This window comes from Brevundimonas aveniformis DSM 17977 (assembly GCF_000428765.1).
Taxonomy (GTDB): domain Bacteria; phylum Pseudomonadota; class Alphaproteobacteria; order Caulobacterales; family Caulobacteraceae; genus Brevundimonas; species Brevundimonas aveniformis.
The window spans coordinates 1-15,201 of sequence record NZ_KE386797.1 but is presented as its reverse complement, the minus strand read 5'-3'; the positions used below and the strand labels follow the sequence as shown (position 1 = coordinate 15,201).

Sequence of the window (15,201 nt, the reverse complement as noted above, 5' to 3'; positions counted from 1 at the left end):
ATGGACACGCTTCTTGACGGCTATCGACGGTTCCGCGACAGCGGCTGGACCAACAATCGGGCACGTATGCAGGCGCTGGCGTCCGAGGGGCAAAAGCCGCAGGCCCTGATCGTTGCCTGTTCAGACAGCCGCGCTGATCCGGCCATGGTGTTCGATACGGCACCCGGCGAGCTCTTCGTGGTCAGGAACGTGGCCAATCTGGTCCCGCCCTATGACCCGGACGGCGATTTCCACGGCACCTCTGCGGCGCTGGAATTCGGGGTGCGGGTGCTGGAGGTGCCGCATCTGATCGTCATGGGCCATCAGAAGTGCGGGGGCGTTCACTCTATGGTCCACGGCTTTCCCGAGCGCGCCCAGGATTTCGTTGAGCCGTGGATGAAGATGGCCGAGCCGGCGCTGGTGGCCGCCAAGGCAGCGGGGACCCCGTTCGACCTGCTGGACGACGTCTGTGAGTACGAGACGGTCAAGCTGAGCCTGACCCATCTGCGGACCTTCCCCTGGATCGCCGCGCGTGAGGCCGATGGACGGCTCCAGCTTCACGGCTTCCGCTTCGGCATTGCCGATGGCGTACTGGAACAGCTCCAGCCGGACGGATCGTTCCTGGCGGTTTAGCCTTCGGCTTCTGCCGCCGCGCTGGCGGCCATGCGCATGTCGAGATAGCGGGCGACCCGCTGTTCGACGTCGGACATGTTGTTCTCCCAGAAGTGGGAGGCCCCCTCGATCAGGTCATAGTCGATGACGATGCCCTTCTGGGCGCGGAGCTTGGCGACGACGCGCTCGACTTCGGCGGGCGGCACGATGGTGTCAGCAGAGCCGTGCAGGAACAGGCCCGACGCCGGGCAGGGGGCTAGGAACGAGAAGTCGTACATATTGGCCGGCGCGCTGACCGAGATGAAGCCGTCCGTTTCGGGGCGGCGCATCAGCAGCTGCATCCCGATGAAGGCTCCAAACTGATAGCCGGCCACCCAGGTCTGGGAGCTTTGGGGGTTCTGGGCCTGAAGCCAGTCGAGGGCGGTGGCAGCATCGGCCAGTTCACCAATGCCGGAATCATATTCGCCCTGGGAACGTCCCACACCGCGGAAATTGAACCGTAGCGTGGCAAAGCCGCGCGTCATGAACAGATGGTACATCTGCACCGCCACCGGGTTGTTCATGTGCCCGTCCGCCTTGGGGTGCGGGTGCAGGATCAGCGCGATCGGCGCCGTCGGGGTCTTTCCCGGCGAATAGCGGGCCTCGATGCGACCGGCGGCTCCGGGCAGGATCAATTCAGGCATGGATGAACCCCAGGCAAATCGTCTTCGGATGACGGTGGAATAGTTGACCGTCTTACTTGGTTTCTCTATGTCCCGGCGGCAAGGCCCCGGCGAGGCGGCGGGTCTTAGCACAGCTCTCGCCGATGGCGCGCGATTTGTTGAAGGAAACGGCATGAGACTGTCCACGAAAGGGCGGTATGCGGTCATGGCCATGGCCGATCTGGCTCGCCACAGCGCCAACGGCGACCGGGTTCGCGCGGTGTCTCTGGCCGAAATCGCGACCCGTCAGGAAATTTCCCTGTCCTATCTCGAGCAACTATTCGCTCGTCTGCGACGAGGCGGACTGGTCAAGAGCGTGCGCGGTCCGGGCGGCGGCTATCTGTTGGCCTCGTCCGCGGATGAGACGTGGGTGGCGGACATTGTTCTGGCCGTCGATGAGCCGATCCGCGCGACGCGCTGTGCAGGTCAGGGATCGCCGCGCGGCTGCATGGTCGGGGGCGAACGCTGTATCACCCATGACCTTTGGGATGGCCTGGGCCGCGAGATTCATCGCTATCTGGCGACGGTTTCGCTGGCGGATGTGATTGCGCCGCGCGCGTGTGCGTCCCAGCGCATGGCCGAGTCGATCAAAGGGGCTATGGCGGACGGGGCGGCGGCATGACGGGCATCTATCTCGACTACAACGCCTCGGGCCTCGTGCGGCCCGAAGCCGTCACCGCGGCGACCGAGGCGCTGGCGGACAACGGCAATCCATCGGCAGTGCACGCGGCGGGGCGACGCCAGCGCGCGCGTATTGAATCGGCTCGGGCCGAGGTTGCGGCCCTGGTTGGCGCAGATCCCCAGAGCATCATTTTTTCGTCGGGCGGGACTGAGTCCAACAGCCAGGCGATGAACAGCGCCATCAAGTCGGGCTTCGATCGGCTGATCATTTCGGCAACGGAACATCCGTGCGTAGCAGAGGCGGCCGCGATGAGCGGTTGTCAGGTCGTGGTCGTCCCCGTCGACGGCCAGGGCGTCGTCTCGCTCGACGCCATCGAGGCTGCGCTGGAGGCGGGCGGCAAGGCCTGGGTGTCCATCCATCATGCCAACAACGAATCCGGTGTCATTCAGCCGATCGCCGAGATCGCGGACCTGGTGCGCGCCCACGACGGCTGGCTACACGTCGACGCGGTCCAATCGGCGGGCAAGATTCCGACCCGGATAGCTGACTTGGGTTGCGACACCCTGACCCTGTCGGCGCACAAGCTGGGCGGGCCGCAGGGCGTCGGCTGTCTGGTCGCCGGCCCGCGCGCGACGGTCCACAAGGTGCTGTTTGGTTCAGGGCAGGAGCGCGGTCTGCGGGCAGGGACCGAGAACGGGCCGGGGTTGGCCGGTTTCGGCGCGGCGGCGAAAGCCGCAAAGTCAGAACTGGACGCCGGTATGGATCACTCCGCCTGGCGTGACGCTGCGGCTGAACGACTGAAGAGACACGGCTGCGTGGTTGCGGGTGACGGCACCGCCCGCTTGCCCAATACCTTGTTTGTCGCCACGCCCGGCTGGTCGTCGATGGCTCAGTTGATGGCGCTGGATCTGGGCGGTGTCATGGTGTCGGGCGGCAGTGCTTGTTCATCGGGCAAGGCCAAGCCGTCGATCGCCATGGTGGCCATGGGGCTGGACGATCTGGCAACATCGACCATCCGGGTGTCCGGCGGCTGGGGCACGACCGAGGCTGACTGGGTTCGGTTCGCGGACGTGTGGGAAGAGGCGTTCCTGGAGCACCGCGCTCGCCATCCCGACGCGGAGCCCACGTAATGGCCGCCGTCAAGGAGACCGTAGAGGCCGTGAAGGGCCTGGAAGCCTACAAGCACGGCTTCGTCACCGACATCGAACAAGAGTTCGCGCCAGTCGGCCTGTCTGAGGACACGGTGCGCTTCATCTCGGCCAAGAAGGATGAGCCGGCGTGGTTGCTCGACTGGCGGCTGCAGGCGCTGGAGCGCTGGCAGGCCATGGAGGAGCCGACCTGGGCCAAGGTCGACTATGTGCCCGCCGACTATCAGGCGCTGCACTACTACGCCGCGCCCAAGACCAAGGAGGGGCCGAAGTCCCTCGACGAGGTCGATCCCGAACTGCTGGAAACCTACGCCAAGCTGGGCATCCCCTTGCGTGAGCAGGAGGTCCTGGCGGGTGTCCAGGGCGCGCCGAAATATGCCGTGGACGCCGTGTTCGACAGCGTCAGCGTGGTCACCACCTTCCGCGAGGAGCTGGCCAAGGCGGGCGTACTGTTCATGTCCTTCTCGGAGGCGGCGCGCGAACATCCTGAGCTGGTCCGCCAATACCTCGGCTCGGTCGTGCCGGTGTCGGACAACTATTTCGCGGCCCTGAACTCGGCGGTCTTTTCGGACGGTTCGTTTGTCTACATCCCGCCGGGCGTGCGCTGTCCGATGGAGCTGTCGACCTATTTCCGCATCAATGCCGAGAACACCGGCCAGTTCGAGCGCACCCTGATCATCGCGGATAAAGGCAGCTACGTTTCGTACCTTGAGGGCTGCACCGCGCCGATGCGCGACGAGAACCAGTTGCACGCCGCCGTCGTCGAGCTGATCGCGCTGGACGACGCCGAGATCAAATATTCGACCGTTCAGAACTGGTATCCGGGTGACCCGGAAACCGGGAAGGGCGGCATCTACAACTTCGTCACCAAGCGCGCCGATTGCCGTGGCGACCGCTCCAAGGTCAGCTGGACCCAGGTCGAAACCGGTTCGGCCGTGACGTGGAAATATCCGTCGTGCCTGCTGAAGGGCGAGGGGGCGTCGGGCGAGTTCTATTCCATCGCCATCACCAACGGCCGCCAGCAGGCGGACACCGGCACCAAAATGGTGCACCTGGGCAAAAACACCCGCTCGCGCATCATCTCCAAGGGCGTGTCGGCGGGCCGGTCGTCCAACACCTATCGCGGTCTGGTCTCGGCCCATCCGAAGGCGACGGGCGCGCGCAACTTCACCCAGTGCGACAGCCTGCTCATCGGCAAGACCTGCGCGGCCCACACCGTGCCCTACATCGAAGCCCGCAACGGCCAGGCCCAGTTCGAGCACGAGGCGACGACGACGCGCCTGAGCGAGGACCAGCTATTCTACGCCATGCAGCGGGGGCTCTCGCAGGAGGAGGCGGTGCAGCTTCTGGTCAACGGCTTCGTGCGCGAGGTGCTGCAGGAACTCCCGATGGAGTTCGCCGTCGAGGCGCAGAAGCTGGTGGCGATCTCGCTGGAAGGTTCGGTCGGATAAGGCGGCAGGGGATTAATTCGATGGGATTCTTTGATCCACCGGATGTCAAAGTTCGGAACAAACTCCGTCCAGATGTGAAGCTGCTGGCGGAGAAGCTGGTCAAACTGGTCCACGAGCAAGGTGGCGATCTCACTTCAACAGAACGGCGTGAGGTGGAGTTCGTCACGGTCATGCATTGGCTCCAAGATCAGACTGATAGACATGGGTTGGCGCTCATGGGTCAGAACAGCATGGTTGATTTTTTCGCGTGCAAGTCTGAAGGCGTCAGGATCAGTCACAACTTCCGCCCAAACCAAGTGATCGTAGCCAAAGAGTGTCTGAGAATCCGTCGTGAAAATCCGGAAGTATATGACGTCGCGAACTAAAGGCGACTGATCAAGGACCTCTTAGAATGGCTGCTAAGTCGATAAATCGAGACATGGATGGCGCGGCAAGCGCGGGAGAAAAGTTCGCGGCGGACTGCGTGAGGGCCTACGAGGCAAGTCGTGGTGACGTGGCCATTTTACCTCATGCCTTGAACCATTGGGTTGGAACGCTGGTCGCTGCAGGGGTCCCCATAGACAAAATCAAACTGGCTCTCGGCGATGCTTTGAGCCACTCGGAACTGAAGTAATGCTCTCCATCTCCAACCTCTCCGTCTCCGTTTCCGACAAACCGATCCTCAAGGGCCTCAGCCTCGACGTCCCCGCGGGCGAGGTGCACGCCGTCATGGGACCGAACGGGGCGGGCAAGTCGACGCTGGGCTATGCGCTGGCGGGGCGGCCGAACTATGAGGTCACGGGCGGCTCGGCGACCTGGCGCGGCGAGGACCTGCTCGATCTGGAGCCCGCCGAACGGGCGGCCAAGGGGCTGTATCTGTCGTTCCAGTACCCGGTCGAAATCCCGGGCGTTCCGGCCCTGACGTTCGTGCGAGCGGCGATCAATGCGCAGAGGAAGGCGCGCGGCGAGGCCGAGATGACCGCGCCGGAGTTCCTCAAGGCCGCCAAGGCCGCCGCGACCGCGCTGAAGATGGACTTCGACATGCTCAAGCGGCCGCTCAACGTCGGCTTCTCGGGCGGCGAGAAGAAGCGGATGGAAGTGCTCCAGATGGCGCTGCTTCAGCCGTCGATGCTGATCCTGGATGAGACGGATTCCGGCCTCGACATCGACGCCCTGAAGGTGGTGGCCGATGGGGTGAATGCCCTGCGCTCGCCCGAACGCTCGATGCTGGTGATCACCCACTATCAACGCCTTCTGGACTATATCCGTCCCGACCGCGTCCACGTCCTGGCCGGCGGACGCATCGTCGCGTCGGGTGGCCCGGAACTGGCGCTCGAGCTCGAGGCCGAGGGGTACGACAAATACCTGGAGGTTGCGTGACGACCGCGCTCGACCTCGCCAATCCTGACACCTTCCCATCCCGCCGCGACGAGGATTGGAAGTACTCGGATGTGCGCCGCCTTTTGCGAACTATGCCGCCAGCCTCGCCCGTGGGCGTGGTGCATGGCGGTGGGCCGTTCTTTGAACACGGTGGCGATGCCCTGACCTTCATAAATGGCCGCGCGGTTGGGGACGATCACTTCACCGCTTTCGGCGATCATGTGGTGAGGCTGCGGTTTGTCTCCGAGGCGTCGGAAACGGGCCACACGGTCACGGCCACTGTCGGCGCGCGACGCAATAGCAAGCTGATCATTCTCGAAAGCCACGAGGGGGCCGGCTCGGCCTATGTGGCGCACAATCGTTTGACGATTGCAGCCGCCAGCGGTGCCGAAATCGTCAGGATCGTACTTGTGGATGAACCCGCCGACGCCCTGTCGATCACCCAGGCGAGCGTGACCCTGGGCGCAGGCGCGACCTTTGCCCAGACCGTCCTGACCACCGGTGCGAAGCTCCAGCGTTTCGAGACGCGGGTGAAACATCCCGGCGAAGGCACAAGGGTGCGGATCGACGGGGCCTATCTGGTGGAGGAATCGCGCCATGCGGACATGACCACCGAAGTCGACCACGTCGGGGGTAATGGCGAGACGGACCAGCTGACCAAGGGCGTCGTGCGCGACGCAGGGCGCGGCGTCTTCCAGGGCCGGATCATCGTGCGCGAGGGCGCGGACGGTACTGACGCCCGCATGGGCCATCACGCCCTGATCACGTCTGATCGCGGTGAGGTCGACGCCAAGCCAGAGCTGGAAATCTACGCGGACGACGTGTCCTGCGCCCATGGCAATACGGTCGGGGCCTTGGACGAGAGCGCGCTGTTCTACATGGAGCAACGCGGTATCCCGGCAGACGAGGCGAAGGTCCTGTTGACCGAGGCCTTCCTGATGGAGGTCGTGGATCGCATCGGTCACGAGGGCGCCCGAGAACGGGTGCGGGCATGGCTGATGGAGCGCCTGTAATGACCTTCGACGCCCTGGCCGCCCGCGCCCAGTTTCCGATCCTGTCGCGGCAGGTGAACGGCAAGCCGCTGGTCTATCTGGACAACGCTGCATCGAGCCAGAAACCGCGCGCCGTGATCGACGCCATGGCCGGCGCAATGTCCGGCTCTTACGCCAATGTCCACCGCGGCCTGCACACGCTCGCCAATGAAACGACCGAGGCCTATGAGGGCGCCCGGCGGTCGGTGGCGCGGTTCCTGAACGCCGGCGAGGACGAAATCGTCTTCACCAAGGGCGGCACTGAGGCGATCAATCTGGTGGCGTCGTCCATTGGCCAGTCCATCGGTGAGGGCGACGAGATCGTCGTCAGCCAGATGGAGCACCATTCCAACGTCGTGCCCTGGCACCTGCTGCGCGAGCGGCGCGGGGCGGTGCTGAGGTTTGCCCGGGTGCTCGACGACGGGGCGCTCGACATGGACCATCTGGCCTCGCTGATCGGACCGCGGACGCGCGTGGTGTCGATCACCCAGATGTCGAACGTGCTGGGCACGATCAATCCGGTCGCCGAGATCGCCGGGCTAGCGCACGCTGTCGGGGCGGTGATGGTCGTCGACGGCTGCCAGGGCGCGGTCCACTTGCCGGTCGATTTGAAAGCGCTGGACTGTGATTTCTATGTCTGCACCGGTCACAAGCTGTATGGCCCGACCGGCATCGGCGTTCTCTACGGCAAGGCCGAGGCGCTCTCCGCCCTGCCGCCGTATCAGGGTGGCGGTGAGATGATCGAGAGTGTCACCGAGGACACCGTTCGCTACGCCGAGCCGCCGCGCCGGTTCGAGGCGGGCACGCCGCCGATCCTGGAGGCTATCGGTCTTGGCGCGGCGATCGAGTGGCTGTCGGCCTTCGACCGCGCCGCCGTGGAGGCGCACGAGACGGCGCTCTATCAGCGCGCTTTCGAGGCCCTGCGCGGCCATGACTGGTTCCGTCCGCTCGGTACCGCACCGGACAAGGGTGCGATCCTGGCCTTCACCGTGGATGGGGCGCACGCCCACGACATCGCTCAGATCTTGGACCGCTATGGCGTGGCGGTCCGGGCCGGACAGCACTGCGCCGAGCCGCTAATGTCGCGCTTTGGACTGACTTCGAGCATTCGCGCCAGCTTCGCCCTATATAATACGTTCGAGGATGTGGACATTTTCGTCGACGCTCTCGGCAAGGCCCGGACCTTCTTTCAGTGACGACCATGGACGACCCCAAAATCAGCACCAGCGAAGACTTCGCCAAGGCGTGGGACGCGCCTCAGACCGGGGCCATGACCGAGCTGGAAATCGCTAATCTGACCGACGCCATCGTCGAGGCGCTCAAGACCGTGTTCGACCCGGAGATCCCGGTCGACATCTATGAGCTGGGCCTGATCTACAAGGTCGACATCAATGACGACCGTGACGTATTGATCGAGATGACCCTGACCGCGCCGGGCTGTCCGGTGGCAGGCGAGATGCCGGGCTGGGTCGAGGAAGCGGTGGCCAAGGTCGACGGCATTCGTTCGGCGACGGCCAAGCTGGTGTTCGATCCGCCGTGGGATCCTTCGAGGATGAGCGACGAGGCCAAGCTCTCGCTCAATATGTTCTGATGGACGCCGAGACCGTCCGCCGACGCCCGAGGCCCCAGGTCGTGCGCCTGACCGAGGCGGCGGCAGAGCGAGTTCGCGAGATCATGGCCCGCGCTGAGAAGCCGGCGGCGGCCCTGCGCGTGGGGGTCAAGAACGGCGGCTGTGCCGGTCAGGAATACGTCGTCTCCTATGCCGAGACGATCGACCCGCTCGATGAAGTGGTCGAGGACAAGGGTGCCAAGGTGGTGATCGAACCCAAGGCGGTGTTGTTCCTGTTGGGGTCGGAGATCGACTACGAGACGACCCGACTGGCGTCCAAGTTCGTGTTCCGTAATCCGAATGAGACGGACGCCTGCGGCTGCGGCGAGAGCGTCACCATCGTCCCGGCGCCTGAGGCCTGATGGCCTACGACCGGGCTTTCGGCGACTGGGTGCGCGATCATCTGAAGGACCTGGGTGCCATCGAGATCAAGCCGATGTTCGGCGCCGCCGGGGTCAAGTTCGGCGGGGCCATGTTCGCCATCCTCGACGACGGCGAAATCTGGCTCAAGGCCGACGAGGCGCTGGCGGCCGGGCTGGAGGCCGAGGGCGCGCGCCAGTTCAACTATGCGACCAAGGCCGGCGAGGTCATGGTCATGGCCTATTGGTCCCTGCCGGAGACGGCGGTGGACGACGCCGACGAGGCCGTCGCCTGGGCCCGCAAGTCCGTCGAAGTCGCCCTCAGGCCGAAGCCGAAGCGACGCTGACCGGGGCCGCAAGACCGGACAGCTTCTTGCGGAGTTGTCCGCGCAGCAGCCACAGCACGATGGCGGCGTGCAACACCACTGATGCCGCCGACAGCATCCAGACATGGTCGAGCCGCGCCCACGGCTGGCCCGAAAGCCAGATCGCCGGGCCGGCGAAGGTGATCAGGCGGCTGGCACTGCCGATCAGGGCCGGGCGAGTGTCGCCGAGCGCCTGGAAGGTCCCCGACGCTGTGAAGATCAGGGCCGAGGGCAGGAAGTTCAGCGAGATGATCCGCAGGAAGTGCGCGGCCACGTCGATCACGGCGGGATCGTTCGAAAAGGGCGCGACCAGGGCGTGCGGCGAGATCTGGCAGAAAGCCAGCAGGCTCAGCATCAGGATCGAGCTGAAGAGGGCGGCCTTGGTCACGGTCTCGCGGACGCGGGCGGCTTGTCCGGCGCCGAAATTCTGACCGGCGACGGGGGCGACAGCGAAGGCGATGGCCATCGCGGGCAGGAAGATGGCCTGCATCACGCGCGAGCCGACGCCGTAGCCGGCCTGGGCGTCCGGGCCGAACCGGGCGATGACGCCATAGACGACCAGTCCCGTCAGGAACATCAGAGCGAACTCGCCCGCTGACGGCAGGCCGATGCCGATGATGCGGCGCGACAGGCCTAGGTCCAGACGATCCAGACGGAACGGCTGGCGGATCAAGGTCTGCACCCGGTCGAACATCAGGGCGAAGGCGATCAAGCCGGCAAGACCCGCCAGTGAGGACGCCAGACCCGCGCCGAAGACCCCGAGTGGAACACCCGTGCCCCAGCCGGCGATGAGCACGGGGGCGAGGATTATGTTGATCAAGACGGCGGCGGTTTGAACGAACATCGGCTGGCGCACGACACCGGCGGCGCGCAGCGCGGCGGCCATGGCTCCGGTCGGGAACATCAGGGCGAGCGCGGGGATGAAGCCGTAGAGATAGAGCGTCGCCTGCTGGTGGGTCGCATCGTCGGCTGCGAGGGCGGCCATGGCCGGGCCGGCCAGCAGATAGCCCCCGGCCAGTACGATCATCGACAACGCCAGGGAGAGCAGCAGTGTTTGACGATAGACGCCGTCTGCCTCCTCCGGCCTCCTGGCCCCGATGGCGCGCGCGATCAGCGACAGCGCTCCAACGCCGACCATCGGGCCGAGCGCCATAGCCAGGAAAAAAAGCGATCCCCGACAGGCCGACCCCGGCGATGGCCGCAGGACCCAGATGGCCGACGAAATAGAGGTCTACCAGATAGTAGGCCGTCTGAAATACCAGACCTATGCCGATGAAGGCCGCCATGCCGAGCAGGTGGCGCGTGATCGACCCCTGAGTCAGATCCTGTTGCATATGAGGTCCCCGAACCCTGGTGATGTGGACCCCTCTCGAAGTCGATGCAACGGCTCAGTTCGCCGTGGCCTTCCGAGCCTCATCAGGTGCCGGGACCTGAACGGCAGGCTTCACCGGCTGGCCCGTCGCCTCGGCAACAAGCTCAGCGGTGCGGGCCTCTACGGCCTCTTCCAGTCGTGCCATGAACTCGGCCTTGGGCAGGCCAGTGGGGATGGGGTCAAGGAATTCGATGGAGGCGGTGCCGGGGGTCTTTGTGAACTCTTCCTGCGGCCAGAAGAGGCCGAGGTTGGTCGCCAGCGGCACGACCGGCATGTCGAAGTCGCGGTACATGTGCCAGACGCCGGTTCTGTAGCGGAATTTCTCGCCGATCTTGGCCAGATTGCCCTCGGGATAGATGAGGATCTTGCGGCCCTGTTCGTGCGCGATGGCGGCGGATTGCGCGAGCGCCTTGCGAGCTTCGTGGCCGCCGCAGTTGTTGACGACGATGGCCCCGAGTTTTTGCAGAACGGTCCCCAACAGCGGGAATTTCTCAAGATGATCGCCGGTGACGAAGGCCAGGTCGTCGAACTGGTCATAGACGCAGAAGCCGTCGCCCCAGCTCTGGTGTTTGGCGGCGATAATGAAGGCCCCTTCGGGCAGACGCGCCTTGCCGCGCGCCTCGATCCGAATGCCGGCCAGGACGCGCATGGCCTGAACCATGCGTTTGACGTAGCGACGAATGATCCACTGAACGGCGCGGCGTCCCGGCGCGAGCGCGGCAAAGGCCGCTGCCAGGGTGTAGAGGATCGAGAGGATCCAGTAGGCGATGTTGAAGGCCAGACTTCTCATCGCGACAGTCTAGCCGTGTCGGTTTGAGCGGGGATAGGGGTCAGGCGGCCTTGGCCCGATCCTGAGCCACGGTCATGCGGTTGCGCCCATTGCGCTTTGAAGCATAGAGGGCCTCATCGGCGCGCTCGATCAGGCCAACCGGCTTTTCGCCGGGCTGCCATTGGGCCAGTCCAATCGAAATCGTGACCGCCCCGAGGTCCTCGTTGGTCGAACGACGCTTCAAGGATCGTGAAGCAATCTCACGCCGGGTGTGATCCAGCGCGGCTTCAACGGCCTGAGCCGTTTCAGCCGGGAAGATCAGGGCAAACTCTTCGCCGCCATAGCGGGCCGCGACCCGCGGGGGCAGGGCCAGGCGCGACAGGACGCTGGCGACATAGCGGATGACCTGGTCCCCGGTCTGGTGGCCCCAGGTATCGTTGAAGCGTTTGAAATGGTCGATGTCGAGCACGGCCAGGGCCAGGGGCTTGTTGTCCCTTTCGGCGACTTCGCACTGGCGCTCCAGCTCGTCGTCAAAGGCCTTGCGATTGGCCAGTTTGGTCAGGGCGTCGGTCATGGCTTCGCGCCGGACCTGTTCGAGGTGTTCGCGCAGCTTGCCGACCTCACGGGTCGAATCCGACAGGCGCTGTTCAAGGGCCGCATTCTCGACGGACACCCTTCGTGTGGCCGCCGCCAGGCTGGCGATGGTTTTCTGAATGTCGCCGCCGGACGTCAGCTTTTCGTCGGCTTCAGCCAGGGTTTCCCCGTAGGAGGCCTGGTTGCGTTGGGCGTCAGCGATGGCGCCCGCCACGCTGCTCAATTCGCGGGACAGCTGGGCCCCAGCGTCACGGATCTCATCCGATAGGCGGGCGCGTGGCAGATATTCGGCGGCCAGGCGCTCGGATTCGTCTTCGGTCAGCGGCCCGTTGGCGAGAATGCGGCGTAGCTCGATCGCCAGTCCGCTCTCGGGGTTGCTCAAGGAATGCAGCCAGATCTCGAAGTTCAGCGGAGTCGGCCAGACGCTCGCCGTCTCCATCTCCTGGAGTGCGGTCTTGGCCAGCTCATAGGCGGCTGGGCCTCTAAGCCTGGTGTCGACGTCTGAAGTCATCCGGCGTCCCTCGAGGTCGGATTTTCCGACCGTAACGAGGAAGCCTAGCCCGGCAAGGGTAACGGTGTGATTAAGCCGGTTCTTTTTTCAGAGCGGGGCGCAGTAGGAAGGCCGGCGTGGCATCCCCGAATCCCGGGGTGCGAACAGGTTCGCTGTCCGCTTTTGGCTTGGCGCGATCCTGCTTGCGGGCAGGACGGGCTGCCGCGTCAGCCGATTCAGTCGGCTCCGAAGCCGCCTCGACTCCATCCGACTTGCGACCGCGGCCACCGCGCGAACGACGCGGCTTGCTGGGCTCATGATCGACGACAGCGACCAGCGGCGGCTGTTCATCGTTGGCCGGAGCCGGCTCACCGGTCGCAGCGGCGCTTTGAATCGGCTGCATCGAGGCGGTCTGGCCATGCTCGGCGACCGGCCGCGGGCGGGTGTCGCGACGCGTGCGCTTGCGGTCTTCCTTCTGGCGCGGCGTCGACTTCAGCTCGGAGACGTCGAGTTGAAGGTCCAGCGTCTCCGGCGTCATCTTGATGAGCTTGAGAACCTTGTCATACGAGCGGTCATCGGCCGGGGTGACGATCATATAGGCCTCGCCCGAGCGCCCGGCGCGGCCGGTGCGACCGATGCGGTGGACGTAGTCGTCAGCGGTGTGCGGCACGTCGTAGTTGAAGACGTGGCTGACGTCCGGGATGTCGAGCCCGCGCGCGGCGACATCGGAGGCCACGAGGATCTTCAGCTCACCGGCGCGGAAGCCGGCCAGGGTCTTCATCCGGGTCGACTGGTCGAGGTCGCCGTGGATCGGCGCGGCGTCAAAGCCGTGCACGGTCAGGGACTTGGCGACGATATCGACTTCGGATTTGCGGTTGCAGAAGACGATGCCGTTCTTCACGTCCGACCGTTCGATCAGCATCCGCAGCGCCGTGCGCTTGGCCTTGGGATCGGCCGAGCCGATGGGGGCGACGAACTGACGGATGGTGTCGGCAGTCGAGGCGGGACGGGCGACCTCGATGCGGGTCGGGTCCTTGAGGAACTGGGTGGTCAGCCGGGTGATCTCCGGCGGCATGGTGGCCGAGAAGAACAGGGTCTGGCGGCGCGGCGGCGTCAGTTTGAAGATGCGCTCGATGTCGGGGATAAAGCCCATGTCGAGCATACGGTCGGCTTCGTCGACGACCATGATCTGAACGCCGGTCAGCAGAACCTTGCCACGATCGAACAGGTCAAGCAGGCGGCCAGGCGTGGCGATCAGCACGTCCACGCCTTTGTCGAGCGCCGACACCTGGTCACCCATGGAGACGCCGCCGATCAGGAGCGCCCAGCTTAGCTTGGTACCCTTGGCGTATTTGGCGAAGCTCTCGGCGACCTGGTCGGCCAGTTCGCGGGTCGGGGCCAGGACGAGGGCGCGCGGCATACGGGCCTTGGCGAAACCGTTGGACAGTCGATCGACCATCGGCAGGGTGAAGGCGGCGGTCTTGCCGGTGCCCGTCTGGGCGATGCCGAGCACGTCGCGGCCGGCGAGGGCCACGGGGATGGCCTGTTCCTGGATGGGGGTGGCTTCGGTGTAGCCGGTGTCGGCGATAGCTTTCAGCGTCGTGGCCGAAAGGCCAAGTTTGGAAAATTCAGTCATGGAATCCTGTACGGGCGGAAGGGATGTGACGCGGCGGCCCGTGAATCGGGGCGCCATCGGTCGGTCTGGCTTCGCGGAACCGCCCAGTCGGGGCGAACGGGCGGCGCGGATTCGCCTTCCTGCTCCGTGGTGCAGTGCAACATATAGATTTCGACTGGAAAGTCAATGTTCGGCGGGGGGGGGGAGTGGCGAGTGAGTAGAGCCACCCAGGTTTGTCCTCCGGGCCGAAGCGCGTAGCGCGCAGAGCCGGGACAAGGGGGGGCTGCGTGGGGCGGGGCAGGGGGCGGCGCGCTTGTGCCGGATATTCGCTGCGCGAGTTCCGGGATGACAAACTTCTAGGGCAGCGGGCACGCCGATGCCGCCTCGCGGTTTCCAGCGAAGGTGAGGTGGAGAGGCAGGCGGTGCTGGGTCATGGCCCGGAACCGTGGGGTGCGTCCGTGCTTTCGCCGTAGGACGCGAGGGTGTTTTCGGCCGTGTCCGGCACCGCCTTCGGTCGGTGGACGCGCGCGGCTCGAGGGAAGGTCTTTTTGTCGGGACCGGCGCGGCTTGCTGCGTTTGCCCGCCGGGTTCGCATCCCCGATTCGACCAGGTCCGAGCAACTGAGCCCGCGGCGGGCTGGAAGCCTACAGGCGCTTCCAGGGCTCCGGGGTTTCGCCCCGGACATTTGGCCCTCCGGCGTATCGACTTTCACCCTGGGACCCGGATGGACGCCCCTGTCTTCAGGAACGGCCCCGACCCGAGGGCTTGTATCGACCCATAGCCGGACGACGGAAAGAACCCGCTCGACCGATCCCCGCCGCCGCATCAGTGCCTGGATCCTGAGGCGCCTCTCCCTGCGGTGGAGACGAGTGTGAGTATGGGGAGACGGAAAAGCCGGCGGATAACTTGCGATCGCTTTTTGCGATGTGATGGATCGGAAGGGGTGTTTTCGGGCGGAATGCGGGCGTTGAGGGGGTGCAATCCCCCCAACTTTGTCATCCCGGACGTCCCCGCGAAAGCGGGGGCGAGCCGGGACAAGGGCGGGATTGCGTCGGATGGCGCAGTGAGCGGCGCGCTTGTCCCGGCTCTGCGCCGCGAAGCGGCTTGGCCGGGATGACAAACTTA

Annotated in this window: 16 protein-coding genes; 11 read left to right on the top strand and 5 right to left on the bottom strand. The window is 65.2% G+C overall.

The features are described from left to right. On the top strand, positions 1-612 hold the full coding sequence (locus G391_RS0112135) for a carbonic anhydrase (protein ID WP_029087746.1): 612 nt from the start codon (positions 1-3) through the stop codon (positions 610-612). On the opposite strand, the gene G391_RS0112130 is transcribed toward G391_RS0112135, so the two are convergent. Next, a complete protein-coding gene (locus tag G391_RS0112130; RefSeq protein ID WP_029087745.1) occupies positions 609-1,274 on the bottom strand; it encodes an alpha/beta hydrolase in 666 nt (221 codons plus the stop codon). The two genes, G391_RS0112135 and G391_RS0112130, sit on opposite strands and share 4 nt — an antisense overlap. A 151-nt stretch (positions 1,275-1,425) precedes the next feature. Between G391_RS0112130 and G391_RS0112125 the strand changes: the two genes are divergently transcribed. The 10 genes from G391_RS0112125 (at position 1,426) to G391_RS0112075 (ending at position 9,218) form a co-directional block, all read left to right on the top strand. Beyond that, positions 1,426-1,914 (top strand): Rrf2 family transcriptional regulator, encoded by a 489-nt coding sequence (locus G391_RS0112125; RefSeq protein ID WP_029087744.1) that lies wholly within the window; start codon positions 1,426-1,428, stop codon positions 1,912-1,914. Further along, positions 1,911-3,044 (top strand): cysteine desulfurase family protein, encoded by a 1,134-nt coding sequence (locus tag G391_RS0112120; protein ID WP_029087743.1) that lies wholly within the window; start codon positions 1,911-1,913, stop codon positions 3,042-3,044. The genes G391_RS0112125 and G391_RS0112120 overlap by 4 nt, the downstream gene beginning before the upstream one ends. Further along, positions 3,044-4,513: a Fe-S cluster assembly protein SufB gene (gene sufB / locus G391_RS0112115; RefSeq protein ID WP_029087742.1), complete on the top strand. Its 1,470-nt coding sequence runs from the start codon at positions 3,044-3,046 to the stop codon at positions 4,511-4,513. Before G391_RS0112120 ends, sufB begins: the two co-directional genes overlap by 1 nt. Before the next feature lie 20 nt (positions 4,514-4,533). Beyond that, a complete protein-coding gene (locus G391_RS0112110; RefSeq protein ID WP_029087741.1) occupies positions 4,534-4,878 on the top strand; it encodes a hypothetical protein in 345 nt (114 codons plus the stop codon). Positions 4,879-5,125: 247 nt separating this feature from the next. Next, entirely contained in the window at positions 5,126-5,872 is a 747-nt protein-coding gene (sufC, locus tag G391_RS0112100) for a Fe-S cluster assembly ATPase SufC (protein ID WP_029087739.1), read from the top strand. Next, positions 5,869-6,885, top strand: a complete 1,017-nt coding sequence (gene sufD, locus G391_RS0112095; protein ID WP_029087738.1) for a Fe-S cluster assembly protein SufD — start codon at positions 5,869-5,871, stop codon at positions 6,883-6,885. The genes sufC and sufD overlap by 4 nt, the downstream gene beginning before the upstream one ends. Further along, positions 6,864-8,099 carry an aminotransferase class V-fold PLP-dependent enzyme gene (locus G391_RS0112090; RefSeq protein WP_029087737.1) on the top strand — a complete coding sequence of 412 codons (1,236 nt, stop codon included), beginning with the start codon at positions 6,864-6,866 and terminating at the stop codon, positions 8,097-8,099. The genes sufD and G391_RS0112090 overlap by 22 nt, the downstream gene beginning before the upstream one ends. Positions 8,100-8,104: 5 nt before the next feature. Then, positions 8,105-8,494 (top strand): SUF system Fe-S cluster assembly protein, encoded by a 390-nt coding sequence (locus G391_RS0112085; protein ID WP_029087736.1) that lies wholly within the window; start codon positions 8,105-8,107, stop codon positions 8,492-8,494. After that, positions 8,494-8,874 (top strand): HesB/IscA family protein, encoded by a 381-nt coding sequence (locus tag G391_RS0112080; RefSeq protein WP_035304530.1) that lies wholly within the window; start codon positions 8,494-8,496, stop codon positions 8,872-8,874. Before G391_RS0112085 ends, G391_RS0112080 begins: the two co-directional genes overlap by 1 nt. Next, positions 8,874-9,218, top strand: a complete 345-nt coding sequence (locus tag G391_RS0112075) for a TfoX/Sxy family protein (RefSeq protein ID WP_029087734.1) — start codon at positions 8,874-8,876, stop codon at positions 9,216-9,218. The genes G391_RS0112080 and G391_RS0112075 overlap by 1 nt, the downstream gene beginning before the upstream one ends. Here the strand turns inward: G391_RS0112075 and G391_RS14840 are convergent. The 4 genes from G391_RS14840 to G391_RS0112055 form a co-directional block, all read right to left on the bottom strand. Beyond that, on the bottom strand, positions 9,193-10,440 hold the full coding sequence (locus tag G391_RS14840) for an MATE family efflux transporter (RefSeq protein ID WP_281168414.1): 1,248 nt from the start codon (positions 10,438-10,440) through the stop codon (positions 9,193-9,195). The two genes, G391_RS0112075 and G391_RS14840, sit on opposite strands and share 26 nt — an antisense overlap. 184 nt (positions 10,441-10,624) lie before the next feature. Continuing rightward, positions 10,625-11,398: a lysophospholipid acyltransferase family protein gene (locus G391_RS0112065; protein ID WP_029087733.1), complete on the bottom strand. Its 774-nt coding sequence runs from the start codon at positions 11,396-11,398 to the stop codon at positions 10,625-10,627. Between the two features lie 40 nt (positions 11,399-11,438). After that, complete coding sequence (locus G391_RS0112060) at positions 11,439-12,482, bottom strand: GGDEF domain-containing protein (RefSeq protein WP_029087732.1); 1,044 nt, start codon at positions 12,480-12,482, stop codon at positions 11,439-11,441. A gap of 70 nt (positions 12,483-12,552) precedes the next feature. Beyond that, positions 12,553-14,097, bottom strand: coding sequence for a DEAD/DEAH box helicase (locus tag G391_RS0112055; RefSeq protein WP_029087731.1), 1,545 nt, complete (start codon positions 14,095-14,097; stop codon positions 12,553-12,555). Positions 14,098-15,201: the final 1,104 nt, after the last annotated feature.

Excerpts from the sequence above, each read along its gene's own strand:
- G391_RS0112135 (WP_029087746.1), top strand. The coding sequence starts at position 1 with ATGGACACGCTTCTTGACGGCTATCGACGGTTCCGCGACAGCGGCTGG.
- G391_RS0112130 (WP_029087745.1), bottom strand. The coding sequence starts at position 1,274 with ATGCCTGAATTGATCCTGCCCGGAGCCGCCGGTCGCATCGAGGCCCGC.
- G391_RS0112125 (WP_029087744.1), top strand. The coding sequence starts at position 1,426 with ATGAGACTGTCCACGAAAGGGCGGTATGCGGTCATGGCCATGGCCGAT.
- G391_RS0112120 (WP_029087743.1), top strand. The coding sequence starts at position 1,911 with ATGACGGGCATCTATCTCGACTACAACGCCTCGGGCCTCGTGCGGCCC.
- sufB (WP_029087742.1), top strand. The coding sequence starts at position 3,044 with ATGGCCGCCGTCAAGGAGACCGTAGAGGCCGTGAAGGGCCTGGAAGCC.
- G391_RS0112110 (WP_029087741.1), top strand. The coding sequence starts at position 4,534 with ATGGGATTCTTTGATCCACCGGATGTCAAAGTTCGGAACAAACTCCGT.
- sufC (WP_029087739.1), top strand. The coding sequence starts at position 5,126 with ATGCTCTCCATCTCCAACCTCTCCGTCTCCGTTTCCGACAAACCGATC.
- G391_RS0112090 (WP_029087737.1), top strand. The coding sequence starts at position 6,864 with ATGGCTGATGGAGCGCCTGTAATGACCTTCGACGCCCTGGCCGCCCGC.
- G391_RS0112085 (WP_029087736.1), top strand. The coding sequence starts at position 8,105 with ATGGACGACCCCAAAATCAGCACCAGCGAAGACTTCGCCAAGGCGTGG.
- G391_RS0112080 (WP_035304530.1), top strand. The coding sequence starts at position 8,494 with ATGGACGCCGAGACCGTCCGCCGACGCCCGAGGCCCCAGGTCGTGCGC.
- G391_RS0112075 (WP_029087734.1), top strand. The coding sequence starts at position 8,874 with ATGGCCTACGACCGGGCTTTCGGCGACTGGGTGCGCGATCATCTGAAG.
- G391_RS0112065 (WP_029087733.1), bottom strand. The coding sequence starts at position 11,398 with ATGAGAAGTCTGGCCTTCAACATCGCCTACTGGATCCTCTCGATCCTC.
- G391_RS0112060 (WP_029087732.1), bottom strand. The coding sequence starts at position 12,482 with ATGACTTCAGACGTCGACACCAGGCTTAGAGGCCCAGCCGCCTATGAG.
- G391_RS0112055 (WP_029087731.1), bottom strand. The coding sequence starts at position 14,097 with ATGACTGAATTTTCCAAACTTGGCCTTTCGGCCACGACGCTGAAAGCT.